The sequence below is a fragment of the Maridesulfovibrio salinus genome, from assembly GCF_055394525.1.
In genome coordinates, this window is the sequence record NZ_AP042461.1 from 567,432 (window position 1) to 586,573 (window position 19,142).

Sequence of the window (19,142 nt, forward strand, 5' to 3'; positions counted from 1 at the left end):
AGCGGCGCCGAGGTAGCTCAGTCGGTAGAGCAGGGGACTGAAAATCCCCGTGTCGGCAGTTCAATTCTGTCCCTCGGCACCACGTGCAATAAATCGCCCTCATGACCGGATCTTGAGGGCGCTTTTTTTTGCTGTTTGTCAGCAATTTAGAATTAGCAGTATATAATTCTGAATTTTGTTTGCAGTTATAATTTTATTAATTTGCAAAAAGTGTTGACATGAATCACTGTTATGCGTAGTTAATCTCTTCCGGCGCCGAGGTAGCTCAGTCGGTAGAGCAGGGGACTGAAAATCCCCGTGTCGGCAGTTCAATTCTGTCCCTCGGCACCAGGTTGCTATAAATGGCCCTCATGAGAAATCATGAGGGCTTTTTGTTTTTTATCGGATTATTCTATCGCCCCTGTCTTTGAGGTAGAGCCGTTTATCTACATTTTACAATTCATCTGCATGCTTCCGTGTGCGTTTTTTATTTAGTTCAGCCTACCCCAGTTGGATAATTTGGAAATGCTTTCTGTATTTAAGAACACCCTTTTCTCTGATTAAGAGTTGTTCTTTCACATTTGCTTTGTCTCCAATATATTTAAATGATGTAATAAAATGATATCAGAGGCTATCTGTCTTTACATAAAAGTTTATTTGGTTTGAATAGTTGTTTGGTCATCAGGGAATAAATAGGTTAAGTTCAAAATTAATTGTCAAAAAATGATTATTTTGTGTATTGTAGTTAAACCGTCTTGGCATCAATAGTGTGAAAATGACTTTCCAGGGGGTAATATGAAACTTTCGTCCAAACTGATGCTCGGTTTTAGTTCTGTTTTGGCTCTTCTACTGATTCTTGGTGGAATTTCTTTCTGGGCTTTGGAAAATTCAAGTACTGGATTTTCCCAGTACCGGGATCTTGCGCGTGATACAAATCTGAGTGGCAGGCTGCAGGCGAACATGCTTATGGTTCGTATGAATGTCAGGGATTTTGTTGTCACCGGGGATAAAGTTGAAATTCAGAAATATGACAGTAATTTCAAAGAAATGCGTGATTTTCTTGATAGATCACTTAAGGAGATCAAGCATCCGGAAAGGTCACGGATGATAGCTGAGGCGAATGAGAGAGTGAACTCTTACAATCGATATTTTGATGAGGTTAAAGGCTATTGGGCCGAGCGTAATCGTCTTGTGGACAATGTCCTTAATATTGCCGGGCCTCAAATGGAACGCAAACTGACCCAGATTCTCAGCACCGCTGAACGTGACAATGATATGCAGGCTGCCGTGAAAAGCGGGCAGGCTATGCGTAATCTCCTACTAGCAAGACTTTATGTTGCTAAATTTCTGCAGGATAATTCCAATGATGCAGTAGATAGAGTCGATAATGAAATGGCTGCTCTGGGGGGAGTTCTGGGTGAGCTGGAGCTTAGTTTACGGAATCTGGAAAGGCGCAAGCTTCTCTCTGACATTATTGATTTAAAGGAACAGTATCACAGTGCCTTTAAAAGTGTAACTAAGACTATCCTCGCCAGAAATGATGTTATTAGCGGGAAGCTTGATAAACTCGGTCCTGAAATCGCTCAGGATGTGGAAGATGTGAAGCTTTCAGTCATGTCTGACCAAAATGAGCTAGGACCGAAGCTGCAGGCAGGGAATAACCAGGCTATCACTTTAACTATAATAATCAGCGTGGCCGCCCTTGCTGTTGGAATATTGACTGCACTGTTTATTATCAGAACTGTAAGTAGGCAGCTGGGAAGCGATCCTTCAGAGATCGCTGTTGTTGCCCGCAGTATTTCAGAAGGTGATCTTGATTTGGAATTTAAGGAGCCTGCGACTGGTGTTTACGGTAATATGAAGGAGATGGCAGAGCAGCTCACTCGGGTTGTCTCCGATGTCCGGGAAGGATCTGTAAATGTTGCTTCCGGAAGTACCCAGCTTTCAGCGTCAGCTGAAGGGCTCTCTCAGGGGGCCACTGAGCAGGCTGCTTCTATTGAGGAAGTTTCAGCTTCCATAGAAGAAATGGCAAGCAACATTCAGCAGAATACCAACAATGCCCAGACAACAGAGAATATAGCCATTAAATCTGCTGAAGATGCCAAGGCCAGCGGAACCGCTGTTAATGAAGCAGTTTCGGCAATGAAGAATATTGCTGAGAAAATATCAATTATTGAAGAGATTGCCCGTCAGACCAATCTTCTGGCTCTTAACGCTGCCATTGAAGCGGCCCGGGCCGGTGAGCATGGTAAGGGGTTTGCGGTTGTTGCCGCTGAAGTCCGTAAACTGGCAGAGCGCAGTGGTAATGCCGCCGGAGAAATCAGCGAGCTTTCGTCTACGACTGTGAATGTGGCCGAAAAAGCCGGTGAAATGCTTGAGAATCTGGTCCCCAATATCCAGAAAACCGCTGAACTTGTTCAGGAGATATCCTCTGCCAGCGCCGAGCAGAATTCAGGCGCGGATCAGATCAGCAAGGCTATCGCTCAGCTTGATTCTGTAATTCAGCAGAATGCTTCCGCATCTGAAGAAATGGCCTCAACCAGTGAAGAACTCTCCGCGCAGAGTCAGCAGTTGGAAAGCACAATGTCATTCTTTAAAGTAAACGGACATGGCGGAGTCAGGCATTTCAGGCCCAAGGCACTGCCAAAATCTTCCAGCAGTTCGGTTCAGGCATCTCATGCACCGGTAACCGAGCACAGGCCTTCCACCAAATCGGAACCATCCGATTTTGACGGTCTTGCACTGGATATGGGTGCTGATGATCAGGATTTTGAAAAGTTCTAAACTGATATTAATTACCCCCTGAAATTAATGCCCTCATGTATTTTCCATGAGGGCATTTTTATTGTCATTAAAAAGTAATCTGTTTTTTTATAACGCACTATGGCTTGAAGCAGCAAAATGTTGTACTGATTTATATGAAGTAGAATTTCAGGCGTAATCTGTAATGTAAGTCTAATCTATTAAATGAATCAGGAGTATCGGGAATGAAGATAACGAAATACAACTGGCCTGTTCTTATTGTCTCCGGACAGTTTAAAGCGCCTACCGATGAAGGATTAAGACTGCGTGAACTGGAAAAAGAGCTTGTCAATGAGCAGAAATGTTCTGTCCACCCATCTTACAGCTATGGAGATGCTGTGGAAGTCTTCATGTCCCGTGCCGATTTCGGAGCGGTCGTTATTGACTGGGATATTAGGGGTGAAATAGCCGGAGAGGATATGGAACCGGAAATTCTGCTGGATTCCATTCGCAGGCGTAATAAAAACATTCCAGTCTTTTTACTGACTGACAGACTGGCAATGGAGAATATTCCCACTGATGTTCTCTCTAAGATAACTGAATTCCTATGGAAAACAGCAGATACAGCGGAATTCGTGTCCGGTCGTATAGAAACCCGTCTTCTTGAGTATGTCCGTTCGGTATATCCGTCATTTTTCGGGGAGATGGTAAAATACTCTGAAGCTTATAAATATGCGTGGCATACTCCGGGACATATGGGCGGCGAAGGGTTTCTCAAAAGTCCGGCGGGTGTTGCGATGCATAAGTTTTATGGTGAAAATGTTTTTCGTTCCGATCTTTCCATATCCGTTCCTGAGCTTGGTTCCCTGCTCGACCATAGCGGAGTGGTCGGGGATGCGGAAAACAATTCAGCGCGTGTTTTCGGTGCTGACCATACTTTTTATGTTCTCAACGGAACATCAAACGTCAATCAGATTATCTGGCGCAGCCAGCTGGTGCGTGATGATATCGCTTTTGTAGACCGCAACTGCCACAAGTCTCTGAACTATGCCATGGTGATAACTGATGCCTATCCTATCTACATGGTTCCAAGGCGCAACAAACGGGGTATAATCGGCCCATGCCGCCTTTCCGAGTTCTCTGAAAAATCCATTAAGTCAAAAGTCAAAAGTAACTCCCTCATTCCCGAGGAACTGAAGAAGCAGCGTGTACGCATGTCAGCATTGACGAATTCCACTTATGACGGCGTCTGCTATAACGTAATAAACATCAAGAAGCAGCTGCAGAAAAGTGTTGAGAACCTCCATTTTGATGAAGCCTGGTATGCCTATGCCCGTTTTCATCCCATTTATAAGGGGCATTTCGGTATGGCTGATGACGATCTCAATGAAAATCACCCGCCTATTTTCTGCTCCCACTCAACCCACAAGCTTCTGACTGCTTTTTCTCAGGCTTCCATGCTTCATGTCCGCAATGGCAGCCATGTGGAGATCGATCGCGATGAATTGAATGAATCATACATGATGCACGGTTCAACATCGCCACAGTACAGTATGATTGCCTCACTGGATGTTGCTACTAAAATGATGGACGACAGTGGCGAGACTCTGATGCATGAAACAATAAAAGAGGCTGTGAAGCTGCGTAAAAAGGTTTCCCTCATAGCCCGTGAAAAGCGTGAAGCCGATGATTGGTTCTTTGAAATGTGGCAGCCCGCAAAGGTGGATGTTGACGGTGAAATAATGGATTTCGAGCATGTTCCCGCAGCTTACCTTTGTGAAAATCAACACCCGTGGGTATTCAGTTCAAAGGATAACTGGCACGGTTTCGGTGATATTGAAGACAATTACGCCATGCTTGATCCTATCAAGCTGACTTTTACCACTCCGGGGCTTCAGAAAGACGGAAGTATGGATGATGAGGGAATACCGGCAGCCATCGTCACCAATTACCTTATCAATCACGGAATTGTTTGCGAAAAGACCGATTACTATTCATTTCTTATGCTCAACTCAATGGGGACGAACTCGGCCAAGCAGGGATCTCTTCTGGCAGGATTGTTAAAGTTCAAGGAACTTTACGATATGAATGCTCCTTTGAATATCGTTCAGCCTGATCTGGTTGAGTCTTATCCTGATGCCTATGACGGAGTGGGTATTAAAGACCACTGCAATGAAATTCATAACTATTATAAAGAGCATGAGCTGCTTGATAAAATGCAGGCTGCATTTCAGGTTATTCCGGATCAGGCCATGAAACCCTCCGAAGCTTATCACGCGGTAGTCCGTAAGAATGTTGAGTATGTTGAACTCAGTGCTATGAAGGGGCGTATCCCGGCAGTCATGATTGTTCCTTATCCTCCGGGCATCCCGGTAATTATGGGGGGGGAAATTTTTAATGAAAAGGCCCAGCCTGTTTTTGATTATCTTAAAGCCCGTCAGGACTTTGAAAACGTTTTTCCCGGATATGAAAGTGATATCCACGGCGTAGAACGCATAGAACGTGACGGCAAAAAGTTCTTTAAGACCATGTGCCTGAAAAAGTGATTTTATGCCCCCGAAGGGCTGCCGGAGGCAAAATTTGACTGGATCGGATTCAAAAACCAAATTGTCAGTTTTTACACTGATGATGATCAACGTGGCGGCTATTTTGTCACTCCGGGCTTTGCCGGGATTGGCGGAATATGGCTGGGGGCTGATTTTTTATCTTGCTCTCGGTTCTTTATGTTTTTTTATTCCATCTGCTCTGGTCTCTGCTGAGCTTGCTTCGGGCTGGGATGACGAGGGTGGGGTATACCTGTGGGTGAAAGAGGCTTTCGGTCCCAAATGGGGATTTGTGGCCATTTTCATGCAGTGGGTGGAGAATCTGCCATGGTTCCCTGCGGTGCTAGCTTTCGGTGCTTCGGCAATCGCCTATACCTTCGACCCTGAGCTTGCGTCCAATAAATGGTTCATTGTGGCGGTTATTCAGGTGGCGTTGTGGTTGGCTACTTTCCTTAACTTCCGGGACATGAAAATATCTGCATTTTTCAGTTCCACCGGAGCAATTGCCGGAACCATTGTTCCGGGGCTCCTGATTATTGTGCTCGGCATTGATCATGTTGCTTCCGGTAACACAGTGCAGATACCTTTCGCTGTTACCGCTTTGATGCCGGATATCGAGAATCTGCAGCAGCTTATGCTGCTGGCTGCCATGCTTATTTCTTTTACGGGTATGGAGATGTCGGCGGTTCATGTCAATGAAGTCAAAAACCCCTCGGTTAACTATCCCAAAGCCATATTTGCGGCCAGTGTGCTGATCATCGGTCTTTCCGCACTGGGATCACTTGCTATTGCCATGGTTGTTCCCGCGGACGGAGTGAGCCTGAGTGCCGGGGTCTGTCAGGCTTTTGATAAACTTTTCCAGATTCACAGAATGGAATTCATGACCCCGATAATCTGTTTTCTTATGGCGTACGGCGCACTGACAATGGTCATTACCTGGATGGTCGGACCCTCCAAGGGAATCAGGGAAGTTGCACGCGATGGGTATCTCCCTGAATGCTGGCGCAAGATTAATAAGTACGGAATTCCAACCAATATTCTGCTCATCCAGAGTGGTCTTTCCGCTCTGGTTTCCTGTGTGATTCTTTTTATGCCCACGGTTTCAAGCGCGTTTATGCTTATGAGTGCTCTTGCAGTACAACTTTATCTGATCATGTATCTCCTTATGTTCGCGGCTGCCATCAGGTTGCGCTACATCAGGCCGGAAGTGAAGCGTGGATATACCATTCCCGGAGGCAAGGCGGGGATATGGCTGGTTTCAGGGTTGGCGATAGTAACCTGTATATTTGTTTTTGTTTTCGGATTCATTCCCCCGAAGGCCGTGCTCGATGAGGGGGTGGCGGCTTCTGCGGGCTACATAGGATTCCTTATTGCGGGCGTGGGTGTGTTTACCAGCGTTCCGCTATATTTTTACAGAAAGGCTGTGAACAAAAAACGGCTTGAATAACGGTTAGTACAATTGGCGGTGAAGTCCCGTTCAATTATTTTAAATTCTGAAGCCTGCTTATGAAAAATTGTTTTGTTCCAGCGGGCGGCAGAAGGCAAAAGGGAGATGGATATGTCTGCGGAACATAAAAAAATGGGCGTGGTAGCTTGTACGGCAGTTGTAGCCGGTAACATGATGGGCTCGGGTATCGCTCTACTCCCGGCCAACCTCGCTTCCATAGGCAGTATTTCAATTCTGGGTTGGGCGGTCGCTCTGGTGGGTGCTCTGGCACTGGCTTATGTTTATTCACGTCTGGGAATGGAAGATCCGCAGGAAGGCGGGCCTATCGCTTATTCCGGTGAGGTTGCACCCATTCTGGGATATCAGTCCGGGCTTCTTTATTACCACGCCAACTGGATAGGAAATCTTGCCATCGCGATTACCGGCGTTGATTATCTTTCAGTCTTCTTTCCGGCACTGCAGGACCCTGTTTCCTCAGGGATAACTTCTATTGCCATTATCTGGATTTTTACCGGCATAAATATCCTCGGGGCCGACTGGATCGGGCGTCTGGTTTCAGTGGGAGTTGTCCTTCTGCTTGTCCCGGTTGTAATCACCGGCACAGCTGGCTGGATGTATTTCGATACTGTCCAGTTCAACGCCAACTGGCTGGTTAAAGGCCACACCCCGGACTCCGCTGTTCTGGCTGCGATTATTCTCTGCATCTGGAGTTTTATCGGAGTTGAGTCAGCGGCGGTCAATACGGCGGTGGTAAAAAATCCCAAACGGACTATTCCACTTTCAACCATGATCGGCACAGCCTTGGCCGGGCTGGTTTATATTCTTTCCTGCACAGCCATTTCCGGCATGTTTCCGGCAGATAAGATGGCCGCATCAGGCGCGCCTTTCTCTCTGGCTATGGGGCACATCTGCGCTTCAATGCCGTTTTCCCAATATGTTCCGAAACTTGTATCCGCTGTGACAGCTTTTGCGTGTCTGGCCTCGCTTGGTTCGTGGATGATGCTTGTCTCACAGGCCGGAGCAAGGGCTGCCAGCGACGGGACCCTGCCGGAAATTTTCGGGCGCAAGAACAGTCACGGAACCCCGGTAATGGGATTGATCATGTCTTCAGCGATGATGAGCGTTCTGCTTGTTGTTTTGATGCTTCTATCAAAAGGTGGAAATACTCAGTCCCTGTTTGGAAACATCGCGTCAATTGCCGTACTGCTGACCCTGCCTCCTTATTTCTATTCCGCCCTTAACCTGCTGCGCCGCTATGGTTTCCACGCCAAAAAAGCGTGGCTGCAGATTACTTCGGCTCTCCTGGCTTGTGCTTTCTGCCTTATCGCCCTTTCCGGAGCAGCAAAGGATGCCCTTATCGGCTGCATGATCGTGATGCTCTGCACTTTTATTTTCTACGTTGGAAAGGACCGCACTGAGTTTGAACGTAAAATTAAAGACAGTATGTAACGCATCAGGCTTTTTTAAAATATTAGGTCGATTATCTATGTTTACATGCATCCTTGCCAATAAGACCTTTTGGAATGTACTTCCTGCTTATGGGACACATCATTGGAAAAGATATTTATCGTCGGCTGGGTGAGAAAGTAGACAACACCACTGTGCGTATGCCGTGGTCAGATGCTCTGCATAAAATGTTGAAGGCCCTGTATACTCCGGCTGAGGCTGATCTTATAGTGCGTATGCCTTACCGTCCTTCCTCAGTTGAACGTATCACAAAACTCACGGGAATGCATGAGAAGGCTTTGAAACCAATGTTGGAATCCATGTGTTTCAAGGGACTTGTCTGCGATTTATGGGAGGAGGATCACTATACCTATATGATCAGTCCCTTTGTCATCGGATTCTTTGAATTTACTATGATGCGGACACAGGGAGAACTTGATTCAAAGAAGTGGGCTGAGCTTTTTCATAATTACATGTTCGGTGAAAAGGATTTTCTGCGAGCAAATTTCGGGGACGGGCAACAGGTTTCGGTTATGCGCGCGCTGCCTTACGAGGAAACAGTCCGTGACATGGATCATGTTGAGATTCTCGATTATGAGCGGGCGGAATCATTAATTTCCGGTGAGGATCTGTTTGCTGTCAGCCTGTGTTCCTGCCGTCATGAGAAAATGCATCTTGGCACTCAGGGGTGTGATGTTGATCTTGAAACCTGCACTTCAATGGGAGAAGCCGCCAGATTTCTTATCCGCAATAAATTTGCCCGTGAAATTTCAAGATCGGAAATGAATGATATCATGGCCAGGTCCAAAGAAATGGGATTTACCATTACAACCGACAATGTAAAACAGGATGCCGGGTTTTTCTGTCACTGCTGCGGATGCTGTTGCAACCTGATGAATGGAATTAAATATTCAGGCTATCCGGGAGTCCTTGTCTCATCTACCTTTATGGCTGCAGTTGATCTGGATGACTGTAACGGTTGCGGACTTTGTGCAAAAGCCTGCCCTATTGATGCCATAACTATTCATAAGAAAGATATGGGCCCGGACAGAAAAAAACTGTCTTACGCTGAAATAGACGAAAGCATCTGTCTGGGGTGCGGGGTTTGCGCTCTGAAATGCAAGACTGGAGCACTGGGTATGGATAAACGCAAGCAGCGTGTGATTCATCCTGAGGACAGCTTTGAAAGGGTTATACTGCAATCTCTTGAACGCGGAACCTTACAGAATCTTATATTTGATAACCCCAACAGCCGCAGTGAGGGCTTTATGCGTTATCTTCTTGGAGGATTCCTGAAACTTCCGGCAGTTAAAAAGGGTATGATGAGTGAAACTTTTCGCTCACGTTTTTTGAATAAGCTGCGCAATAGCGGGTCATAGTCTGATTGTATTGCATAATCAGTTTTATTGGTTATAATACTTATGCTGTATTTGTACGTCCAGACAGAGAGGCATTATGGAATCAGTTCAAACGGTATGGACCCCGGATACGGGATGGAAAGTTGGGTTGGAATCCCTTGGCATGGATGACGCCGGGCTAGTCTTTGTTTTCTGTTCAGGAAGTGCAGTCAAGAATGAGGAACTTTTTAAGGACATATCCAGGTCTTTCCCGTCAGCGACTACAGTAGGCTGTTCCACTGCGGGGGAAGTCAACGGTGAACGGGTATATGATGAATCTGTATCGGTTACAGCGGTAAGATTTTCTAACACTGAGGTCCGGTCTGCCTGCGGAGGGTTCTCAGATGGTAGGGATGTCAGTTCCGTTGCTGCCGGGCTTGCAGGGGAGCTTTCCCGTGATAATCTGGTTCATGTGCTGGTTTTTTCTGATGGACTCAACGTTAACGGGACCGAGCTGGCCCGGGCGATAACCGGGGCATTGCCCCGGGGAGTGTCTGTCAGCGGAGGGCTTGCCGGAGACGGTTCCCGTTTTGCTGAAACTTATATTCTTGGAGAAAAGGGTTTTGTCGCAAATGGACTAGTCCTGTTGGGTTTTTATTCTGAGAGCCTTGAAGTGGGATGCGGATCAATCGGGGGCTGGGACCCTTTCGGTCCAAAGAGACTCGTGACCAGATCAAAGGGCAGCAAACTTTATGAACTGGACAATAAGTCTGCTCTGGAACTGTATAAGGAATATCTTGGCGATTTTGCTGCTGACCTGCCCGCGGCCGGTCTCCATTTCCCTCTCAGCATGTGTTTGAACGGAACGGGGCAGAATGAGCTTGTCCGGACAATTCTGGGAGTTAGCGAAGAAGAAAAGTCCATGACATTCGCCGGGGATGTGCCTGAGGGTGTTTACGTAAGATTCATGAAGGCTAACAAAGACCGTCTTGTTGATGGAGCACAAAATGCAGCCGGGTTGAGTATTTCAGATATCGGCGGAAAAGCCGAACTTGCCTTGTGTGTCAGCTGTGTTGGACGCAAGCTTGTTCTGGGGCAGAGGGTTGAGGAAGAGGTTGAAGCAGCGATCAGTGTCATTGGTGAACAGGCTGCAGTCACCGGATATTATTCTTACGGAGAGCTGGCGCCCTTAGGAAGAGGGGGAGAATGTCTTTTGCACAACCAGACAATGACAATTACAGTTTTCAGGGAAAGTAAATAATATGAATGACCTGCATAATCTTCTGAAGCGTCAGCTTAAAAGACATCTCAAAAAGGATTTGAGTAGCCTTGACGGTCAGATGCTGAAGTTTGTGCAGGCTGTTAATGAGGCGTACCACGCGGCGGATGCCGACCGTCTGATGCTTGAACGGTCCCTTGAGCTGAGTTCTGCGGAACTGATGGACGCCAACCTGAGCCTTACCGGTCTTCTACAGGAATTGGAGGAGCGTGTTGAGGAGAGGACCGCTGAGCTTAAAGCTTCTCAGATGGCTCTTGAAGAAAGTGAAGAGAGACTCAGGGTTTTGTATGAAGCTGCTCCGGTGGGTATTTTCCAATCCCTTCCTTCTGGACGTTATCTTTATGTAAACAGGCGTCTGGCCCAGATGTACGGTTATAAGGATCCGGAAGAGCTCGTCAGCAGTATTAAGTCAATTGCCCAGACTGTGTATGTGAATCCGGATGAGAGGGAGTGGGTTCATGCTCAGTTGAGAGAACAGGGCAGACTTATAGGTTATGAAACGCTCCGCCGAAGAAAGGACGGTTCAACTTTCTGGTGCTCCATGAGCATACAGGCGAGAATTGATCCTGAGAGTGGAATAATAACCCATTTTGACGGTTTCATCATTGATATCACCGTGCGCAAGGAGGCCGAAGAAAAATTAAAGCTGGCTCTTGAGGCGGCTGAAGAGGCTAACAGGTCCAAATCTATTTTTCTAGCCAATATGAGTCATGAAATCCGCACTCCGCTTAACGGAATAATCGGTCTTGCCGAGGTTATGCTGAATACTCCTTTGAGCGGCGGTCAGGAAAGATTCATGCGTCAGCTTAAAAGCACGTCCTATTCCCTTCTGAGTGTTCTCAACGATATTCTGGATTTTTCGAAAATAGAAGCCAACAAGCTGGTGATAGAGAAAGGACAGGTTCATATACGTGAGCTCGTGGCTGAGTGTTTGCGTCTTCTTTACGTTAAGGCCCGCGAAAAGGGGCTGGAGTTGATGTTCAGGATTGGAAAAAATGTTCCTGAAATAGTTGAAGGTGATAACGACAGGCTTCGGCAGGTTCTTCTCAATATTGTCTCGAACGCGATTAAGTTTACAGAGTCCGGGGAGATCGTTGTAGAGGTCTTTTTTGAAAAAATAGATGATGGAATCGGTGACCTGAAGTGTAACATACATGATACCGGACCGGGGATACCGGAGAAGAAACAACAGTCTATTTTTAATGCCTTTGAGCAGATAGACGGATCCCTGACCCGCTCTCGTGGCGGTACAGGGCTGGGGCTCAGTATCAGTTCTCAGCTTATATCCCTGATGGGGGGAAGGTTGACCTGTACCAGTGAAGTCGGACGGGGAAGTACCTTCAGTTTTACCCTGCCTCTGAATATTATAAAAGAGAATGTCGGTTACATGGTAATGCTCGGCAGGGAAGAGATTTCCGGGCTTCGAGTGCTTGTCGCGGATAAGAACAGTACAAGCCGGAGTATTTTAAGAGACATGCTGGAAAGCTGGGGAGCCCTTGTTGAGGAAAGTGATTCCTCTTCTACCGCCCTGCTTAAAATAAACAATGCGGTGGAGAATGAAAATCCGTTTAGAATTGTGATAAGTGATCTGGACCTTCCCGGATTGGAGCGTAACCTTTTATTTCATTCTGTTACTGACCCCCCGCAGCTTAATAGTACCCTGATTATAATGATCGGTGCAGTTGAGGGACAGTTTGAATTTGATGAGGATGAAGTTCGGGCCAATTCTTTTCTTTACAAGCCGGTAACATCTTCAGATCTGTTTGCTTCTCTTATGCATGCCCTTTCGGATGATTCATGCCTGAAATCCGGTCCGGAACCCGGAAAGGTTGACTTCCTGATCAGTTCATCACCTATGAGGATTCTGCTTGTCGAGGACACACGGCTCAATCAGAATGTTGCAAAGTACATGATTGAAGGATGGGGTCACGAGTTGACTATTGCCGAGGATGGCCATGAGGGTTTTGAAAAGTTTATATCCGGTGATTTTGATCTGGTCTTGATGGACTTGCAGATGCCGGTGATGGACGGCCTTGAAGCCACTGCCCACATAAGAGCCTATGAAAGTAAAAACGGGCTCAAACCAACTCCTGTTCTGGCCATGACGGCGCATGCCCTTAAAGGCGATGCTGATATATGCCTTGAGGCGGGGATGGATGATTATATTTCGAAACCTATCAATTGGAAGGGACTTTTTTCAAGGCTTGAAGAATTTTCAAAAGGTATGGACTCAAAGCGTGACCATCCACTAGATGATTTTTATTTCGGGGAAAAGAAAACTCTATATTCAGATAATGAGGAAATCCCAACTCTTGAGGAACTGATTGCAAGATTCAATGATGATAAAGAGTTTCTGTTTCAGATGATCGAAGTGCTCAAGGTCGAGCTTCCTGCCAGAATTGAAAAAATTAATAAGGCAATCGATGAAAAACATTATTCCCTTATAGAACTTGAATCCCATGCCCTTAAAAGCATGCTTGGTAATTTCGGCAAAACCGGGGCGTATTATGCAGCCATGGAGCTTGAGAGAGCGGGCTATGAAAAAGCCGGTGCAGAAGTGGAGAACCTTTTTCATGTTCTGGAAAACAAAGTTGATTCATTTATGGAGCGGATGAGTTCATTGAAGTAGCCAGGTAATTATTAGATATGCCCCAAGCACAATTCATAGCTGATTGATCTAGATTTTTATTTCCTTTTATCCCTCTTCCTTAGACTGTATTTTTACTTAAGATTCATTTTAGATATTTAATTCTGTTATTATTGTGTTATAGTTGTCATATTATTGTCTTTTGAGTTTAATATGTTGATTTAAATCGGTTTTATCGACAGCTTTTTGTTTTTATAGTCGTGTGATTTACTTGATAATATGGTGCCGTGAATTGATGTCGAAACCGAAAAAAATGTTCAGAAACGAACAAGGTTTAGCAGTAATTTTTAAAAAAATGTTGGAAAGTGGTCATTTTTTACATGAAAATTATTTTTTTATCTGTTAGATTGCAAGTAACCTGAATGGGATGAAAGGCTAGAAATAAGGGACCTGCAGTGGAGGGTCCTGATTTTTAAATAAACACAAAAAAGGCAGGTATGAGAAATGGGTGCAACCAGACTCTACAAAGCGATTTTTGAAATTACCAGAGCTGTCAACTCCAGCCTGGAGCCTGAAAAGGTTCTGAATAACATTGCCGAGAAAGTGGCAACAGAAATGGACCTCAAAGGCTGCTTTATCAGGCTGCTTGATCGTAAGGGTGAAACTCTTCTGGCAGACGCTTCATTCGGTCTTTCTGCTCGTTATGAGAAAAAAGGTCCGGTTGAGGTTGCAAAGAGCCGCCTGGATCAGGAAGTTCTCGAAGGTAAGATTGTTTCCATCAAGGATGTCCGCAGCGATGACCGTTTCCAGTATCCCGAGGAAGCTGCGAAAGAAGGTCTCGTTTCTCTCGTTGTTCTTCCCCTCACCGCACGCGGTGAAAAGGTGATTGGTGTTCTGCGTGTTTACTCCGCTGAGGAACGTGAATTCACTGAGGAAGAACTTGATTTTCTTAAGTGCGTTGCCGACCTTTCCGGTCTTGCTCTTGAGAATGCGCGCATGTACTCCGCGCTCAAACGTGCGAGTGAACTGGCAAACGAATACATTTACCGGGTAGACGACTAGCCCGTCCCCTTTTTGAGGATATAGAAATGAGTAAAGTAAAAGTAGGTATTAACGGTTTCGGCCGTATCGGCCGTCAGGTTGTAAAAACCATCTGGGAAAGACATCGCGACACTGTTGAAGTTGTTGCTGTCAACGATCTATTCGATATTGAAACCAACGCTGCCCTTTTTGCAAGAGATACCAACTACGGTAAATTTCCTGCTGAAGTCAGAGTTGAAGGCGACACTATGTATGTCGGTTCCGACTTCACTATCAAGAACTTCGCAGAGCGTGATCCTAAAAGGATTCCCTGGGGAGAGTGCGGTGTAGACGTTGTAGTTGAAGCAACCGGTATTTTCCGCACCGGACCCACTGCTGCGCAGCATCTTGAAGGCGGCGCAAAAAAAGTTGTCATCTCCGCTCCCGCCAAGGAAGAAGACATCACTGTGGTAATGGGCGTTAACCATACCGATTACGACCCTGCGAAGCACGACATTATCTCCAATGCTTCCTGCACCACCAACTGCCTGGCACCGATTGTAAAGACCATGCACGAGAAGTTCGGCATTGAAAAAGGTGTTATGACTACTGTCCACGCCTACACCAATGACCAGCGTATTCTCGATCAGCCGCACAAGGACCTGCGCCGTGCACGTGCTGCTGCCTGCAACATGATCCCGACCTCCACCGGTGCTGCTAAAGCAGTTGCTCTGGTTATTCCTGAAATGGCCGGACGCTTCGAAGGCTACTCAGTGCGTGTTCCAACACCCACAGTTTCCCTCGTAGACTTCGTTGCAGTTCTTAACAAGGATACCACAACTGAAGAACTCAAGGCCGTTCTCAAGGGTGCAGCAGAAGGCGATCTCAAAGGAATCATGGGCTACTCCGAAGCTCCTCTGGTTTCCAGTGACTTCCTTGCCGATCCTCATTCCGGTATTGTTGAAGCTGATTTCACAGTCGTACAGGGCGGCAACCTCGCCAAAGTATACGCCTGGTACGATAACGAGTGGGGCTACTCCTGCCGCGTTGCCGACCTCATTGATTACATGGGCAAGTGCGGATTGTAGCATAAGGGTGAGAACCCTGTCAGGCGTGTAAGGCATGAGTGGAAGCTGCCTTTACGCGCCTTCCGGGAGACGCAACCTCCCGAAAACTTTTGAACGGGCCGGAGATTGGCTCCGGCCCGCTCGAAGGGTGGTACTTAAGATTTGAGAAACCGGTAGATTCAGATCCCTACATCTGGAGCTGCCGGTTTTTCATTTTATGGTCCTAACCAACGCACAGTACCGCTGTCAGTATCGTAAATTGCACCCATGATACGGGCGTTTCCGGATCTTATTTTCTCCAGAACAGCCGGGCACTGGCTTAAAATTTCTCTCATAACCTGTCTGACATTTGTCTCAGCAACTTTGTCGATAAGCTTCTCCCCGTCAAGGGAAGGATACAGAATTTTAGTCATTTTTACTGCCGGCTCCAGTTTTTGCTGAAGTCCGGGCATGTGTCCTTCCATTTTCAGTTTATCCACAGCCGCTCTTATCAGATTGCTTCTGGTGTTCCCCATGACTACAAGAAGAGGTGTCTCCAGAGCAAGCATTGAATATTCAACGGATGCCAGAGACTCCTTCCCCACCACATTTCCGGCGGATCTGATTGCGTACAGATCTCCCAGCCCCCGGTCGAATATGAGTACGGGATCAACTCTTGAGTCAGAGCTGCAGATGATTGTGGCGTAAGGCCTCTGCCCCTTTATGGCCAGAACTTTGCGCTGGTGGGAAGTCTGATTCGGGTAGACACTGGTCCCTTTCACAAAACGCAGATTGCCTTCCCTCAAGAGCAGGAGTGAGTTGTCTGCAGGGCTTACCAGTTCTTCAACTGCTGTTTCATTTCCGGCTGAGGCAGGACTGCAGATCAGGATCAGAAGTATTGTAAATGTTAGCAATGGAAGCGTTTTTATCAATTCAGATCTCCGCCGGTTATGATTAGTATTAATGTCTGTTTGAGAGATCATACATAGTATACCCGCAGTTTTGCAAGTAAGTGCTCGAAAAGAGTTTTATATGAATATAAAGTTAATGCCGGAGTCTCCGATTAGATATAAAAGACATCAATCGGGAGGGTTTCTGGAGTCTTTCAATGTAGACTCCGATGTTTGGTATCATGTCCGTCCGTTAGCTTATGAATCCATAAAGATAATTCATATGGAAAAACGGATTGGCATGATGTTGTTTTTTGAAAATGAAAACTCCCTGAAAGTGTGAAACTTCCAGGGAGTCTTTTTATGATTTGAATCTAATCTCATTTACTGAGAAACAGGTTTTTTGTTTTTAAGAAGAGGTTTCTTGATGCCGAATTTAAGGAGAATCCGCTTCATACCGTCTGTTGATTCCGGAGTTCCTGTATGAAGGACAAATACCCTGTACCAAGTGCGGTTTCCGCTTTCCCCCGGTTCTACATATGATTTCAGTCCGCTTGCATTGAGCTTGTCGCTGAAATCAGCGGCTCTGCTTTCAACACCGAATGATGCAGCCTGATATGTGTAATTGTAAACCGGTCCTTTAGTTTCTTCAGGATTATCGATTTCAACTTTTGTTTCCGGCTGAGCGGTTTTAGGGGCTATAGCCTGGACTGGTTTTTCAGTCGGCTTAGCTGCAGGTTTTTCTTCCTTTTTCTTTACAGCTGCTTTTGCTGGCTGCTCATCTTTTTCTTCTTTGCGAACAGCTGATTCAGGTTTTTTCTTTAACTGGTCAATGTAGTCAAGATCTTCGGGCTTGAGTACGCCGCCTTTGATTTCACCGGAACCGTTACTGGACTGGCTGGGCATCATCATTGCCAGTTCAGGCATATCTTTTTCCGGTTGATAGCCGCGCCCCAGCAGTATTCCCAGTACAAAGAAAGCGCACAGGGCAGCCGCACTCCCGGCGCACAGCCCGATCATTTCCGGGACCGTGAATGTGAAAGTGTAGGTTTTTTCCTGTGTTGTTGCGGTCTTTTTTTTGCCTTTGGGAGCAGCCATTTTTATCTCCGTTTAGTAATTACATACGCTCAGGGGCGGAAACACCAAGAAGCTGCAGTCCGTTTGCCAGAGTCTGGCCAACGGACTTAAGCAGCAGCAGTCTCGCCTTGATGACTTCTTCATCAGCGGAGAGAATATGGTGCATTGTGTAGAATCTGTGCAGCGCGCTCGCCAGATCTCGCAGATAGTAGCTGATAATGTGCGGACTCATGTTTTTACCCGCATTTTCGGCAACATCGGCGAACTGGTCCATGAGTTTCATCAGGGAAAGTTCTTCTTCGTTGGTCAGGCAGGAAAGGCTCGCCGCCCCAACTTCGGGGATATCGATTCCCTGTTCTGCAGCCTTGCGGATAACAGAACAAATACGAGCGTGTGCGTACTGAACATAGTAGACAGGGTTGTCCATAGTCTTCTGTTTGACCAGATCAAGATCAAAATCAAGATGGCTGTCACTTTTGCGTGAAAGGAACATGAAGCGGGACGCGTCGCGGCCGACTTCGTTCACAACATCTTCAAGAGTCTCGAATTTACCGGCGCGGGTCGACATGGCGATCTGCTCGCCCCCACGCAGCAGGTTTACCAGCTGAACGAGGATAACATCAAGCTGGCCTTTTTTGCCCAGAGCTTCCACAGCGGCCTGCATGCGGGGAATGTAACCGTGGTGGTCAGCACCCCAGATGTCGACAACAAGGTCAAATCCTCGTTTATACTTGTCATCGTGGTAAGCGATGTCGGATGCGAAATAAGTGAGGTCGCCGTTGGATTTGCGCAGCACACGGTCCTTGTCGTCACCGAGTTCGGTGGATTTGAACCAAAGTGCCCCGTCATCTTCGTAGGCCATTCCGCGTTTTTTGAGGTCCGCGAAGGTTTCTTCAACTTTCCCGGCGGTCACAAGGCTTTTTTCAGAAAACCAGACATCATGGCGGACATCAAAGGCCGCGAGGTCTTTCTTGATGCCTTCGAGAATCTGGTCTTTGCCGTATTCGCGGCAGATGGCTACAGCTTCATCTTCGCTCATGTCGAGAATGCCGGGATTGAGTTCCAGCACCTCGGCTGCGAGATCCTTGATGTATTCACCTTTGTAGAAATCTTCAGGATCAGCAATGTCGCGCCCTTGTGACTGCTGCAGACGGACCCATATGGAGTTGCCGAGGATCAGCATCTGGCGTCCGGCATCGTTAACATAGTATTCCGCTTCGACATCAAATCCGGTGAAGTCGAGAATGCGCACAAGGCAGTCACCGATTGCGGCTCCGCGTCCATGACCGATGTGCAGGGGGCCGGTGGGGTTGGCGGAGACATATTCTACCTGAACTTTGGTACCCTTGCCGATTTCACTGCGGCCGTAGTCATCTGCCTTATCCAGAACAACAGGAATCATGTCCTGCCAGAAGGAACTGGAAAAGGTGAAGTTCAAAAAGCCGGGTCCGGCTATATCGACCTGTTCAATATATTTGTCGCCTTCGAGTCGGTTCTTGATCTCTTCGGCAATGGCTCGCGGATTCATTTTTGCCTGCTTGGAAAGCATCATGGCAATGTTTGCGGACATGTCGCCGAATTTCTTGTCTTTGGGAGGTTCGATGACAGCCTTTTCCGGCCATTCCCAACCTTTTTCTTCAAGAATGGAACCGAGAACTTTTTCGAGGTGTTGTTTAGCTTTCATTTCGGATGAAATCTCCTTATGGAATTATGATAAGCAGCCCTCTCTATCTGGGTTTATATCTCCGG

At 46.8% G+C, this 19,142-nt stretch carries 12 protein-coding genes and 2 tRNA genes; 11 read left to right on the forward strand and 3 right to left on the reverse strand.

Annotation, left to right across the window (positions count from 1 at the left end; all coding sequences use genetic code 11):
- Positions 1 to 6 precede the first annotated feature (6 nt).
- From ACZ5PW_RS02605 to gap, 11 genes are all read left to right on the forward strand, one after another.
- Positions 7 to 82 (forward strand) — tRNA-Phe (locus tag ACZ5PW_RS02605).
- A gap of 172 nt (positions 83 to 254) precedes the next feature.
- A tRNA-Phe gene (locus tag ACZ5PW_RS02610) sits at positions 255 to 330 on the forward strand.
- A 444-nt stretch (positions 331 to 774) separates the two neighbouring features.
- Positions 775 to 2,763, forward strand: a complete 1,989-nt coding sequence (locus tag ACZ5PW_RS02615) for a methyl-accepting chemotaxis protein (RefSeq protein ID WP_464557765.1) — start codon at positions 775 to 777, stop codon at positions 2,761 to 2,763.
- A 203-nt stretch (positions 2,764 to 2,966) separates the two neighbouring features.
- Positions 2,967 to 5,267 carry an Orn/Lys/Arg family decarboxylase gene (locus tag ACZ5PW_RS02620; protein ID WP_464557766.1) on the forward strand — a complete coding sequence of 767 codons (2,301 nt, stop codon included), beginning with the start codon at positions 2,967 to 2,969 and terminating at the stop codon, positions 5,265 to 5,267.
- Positions 5,268 to 5,328: 61 nt separating this feature from the next.
- The gene (locus ACZ5PW_RS02625) at positions 5,329 to 6,711 is read left to right on the forward strand and encodes an amino acid permease (protein ID WP_464557767.1); all 1,383 of its coding nucleotides are present in this window, start codon (positions 5,329 to 5,331) and stop codon (positions 6,709 to 6,711) included.
- A gap of 111 nt (positions 6,712 to 6,822) precedes the next feature.
- The gene (gene cadB / locus ACZ5PW_RS02630; protein WP_464557768.1) at positions 6,823 to 8,160 is read left to right on the forward strand and encodes a cadaverine/lysine antiporter; all 1,338 of its coding nucleotides are present in this window, start codon (positions 6,823 to 6,825) and stop codon (positions 8,158 to 8,160) included.
- A 74-nt stretch (positions 8,161 to 8,234) separates the two neighbouring features.
- Positions 8,235 to 9,536, forward strand: a complete 1,302-nt coding sequence (locus ACZ5PW_RS02635; RefSeq protein ID WP_464557769.1) for a 4Fe-4S binding protein — start codon at positions 8,235 to 8,237, stop codon at positions 9,534 to 9,536.
- A gap of 76 nt (positions 9,537 to 9,612) precedes the next feature.
- On the forward strand, positions 9,613 to 10,755 hold the full coding sequence (locus ACZ5PW_RS02640; protein WP_464557771.1) for an FIST signal transduction protein: 1,143 nt from the start codon (positions 9,613 to 9,615) through the stop codon (positions 10,753 to 10,755).
- 1 nt (position 10,756) lies between these two features.
- Positions 10,757 to 13,402 carry a response regulator gene (locus tag ACZ5PW_RS02645; RefSeq protein WP_464557773.1) on the forward strand — a complete coding sequence of 882 codons (2,646 nt, stop codon included), beginning with the start codon at positions 10,757 to 10,759 and terminating at the stop codon, positions 13,400 to 13,402.
- Between the two features lie 462 nt (positions 13,403 to 13,864).
- Positions 13,865 to 14,422: a GAF domain-containing protein gene (locus ACZ5PW_RS02650; RefSeq protein WP_464557775.1), complete on the forward strand. Its 558-nt coding sequence runs from the start codon at positions 13,865 to 13,867 to the stop codon at positions 14,420 to 14,422.
- Between the two features lie 26 nt (positions 14,423 to 14,448).
- The gene (gene gap, locus ACZ5PW_RS02655) at positions 14,449 to 15,468 is read left to right on the forward strand and encodes a type I glyceraldehyde-3-phosphate dehydrogenase (RefSeq protein WP_464557777.1); all 1,020 of its coding nucleotides are present in this window, start codon (positions 14,449 to 14,451) and stop codon (positions 15,466 to 15,468) included.
- 194 nt (positions 15,469 to 15,662) lie between these two features.
- On the opposite strand, the gene ACZ5PW_RS02660 is transcribed toward gap, so the two are convergent.
- From ACZ5PW_RS02660 to argS, 3 genes are all read right to left on the reverse strand, one after another.
- Positions 15,663 to 16,358: a carbonic anhydrase gene (locus ACZ5PW_RS02660; RefSeq protein WP_464557779.1), complete on the reverse strand. Its 696-nt coding sequence runs from the start codon at positions 16,356 to 16,358 to the stop codon at positions 15,663 to 15,665.
- A 342-nt stretch (positions 16,359 to 16,700) separates the two neighbouring features.
- Entirely contained in the window at positions 16,701 to 17,414 is a 714-nt protein-coding gene (locus ACZ5PW_RS02665) for an SPOR domain-containing protein (RefSeq protein ID WP_464557782.1), read from the reverse strand.
- 19 nt (positions 17,415 to 17,433) lie between these two features.
- Positions 17,434 to 19,077 (reverse strand): arginine--tRNA ligase, encoded by a 1,644-nt coding sequence (argS, locus tag ACZ5PW_RS02670; protein ID WP_464557785.1) that lies wholly within the window; start codon positions 19,075 to 19,077, stop codon positions 17,434 to 17,436.
- Positions 19,078 to 19,142 lie beyond the last annotated feature (65 nt).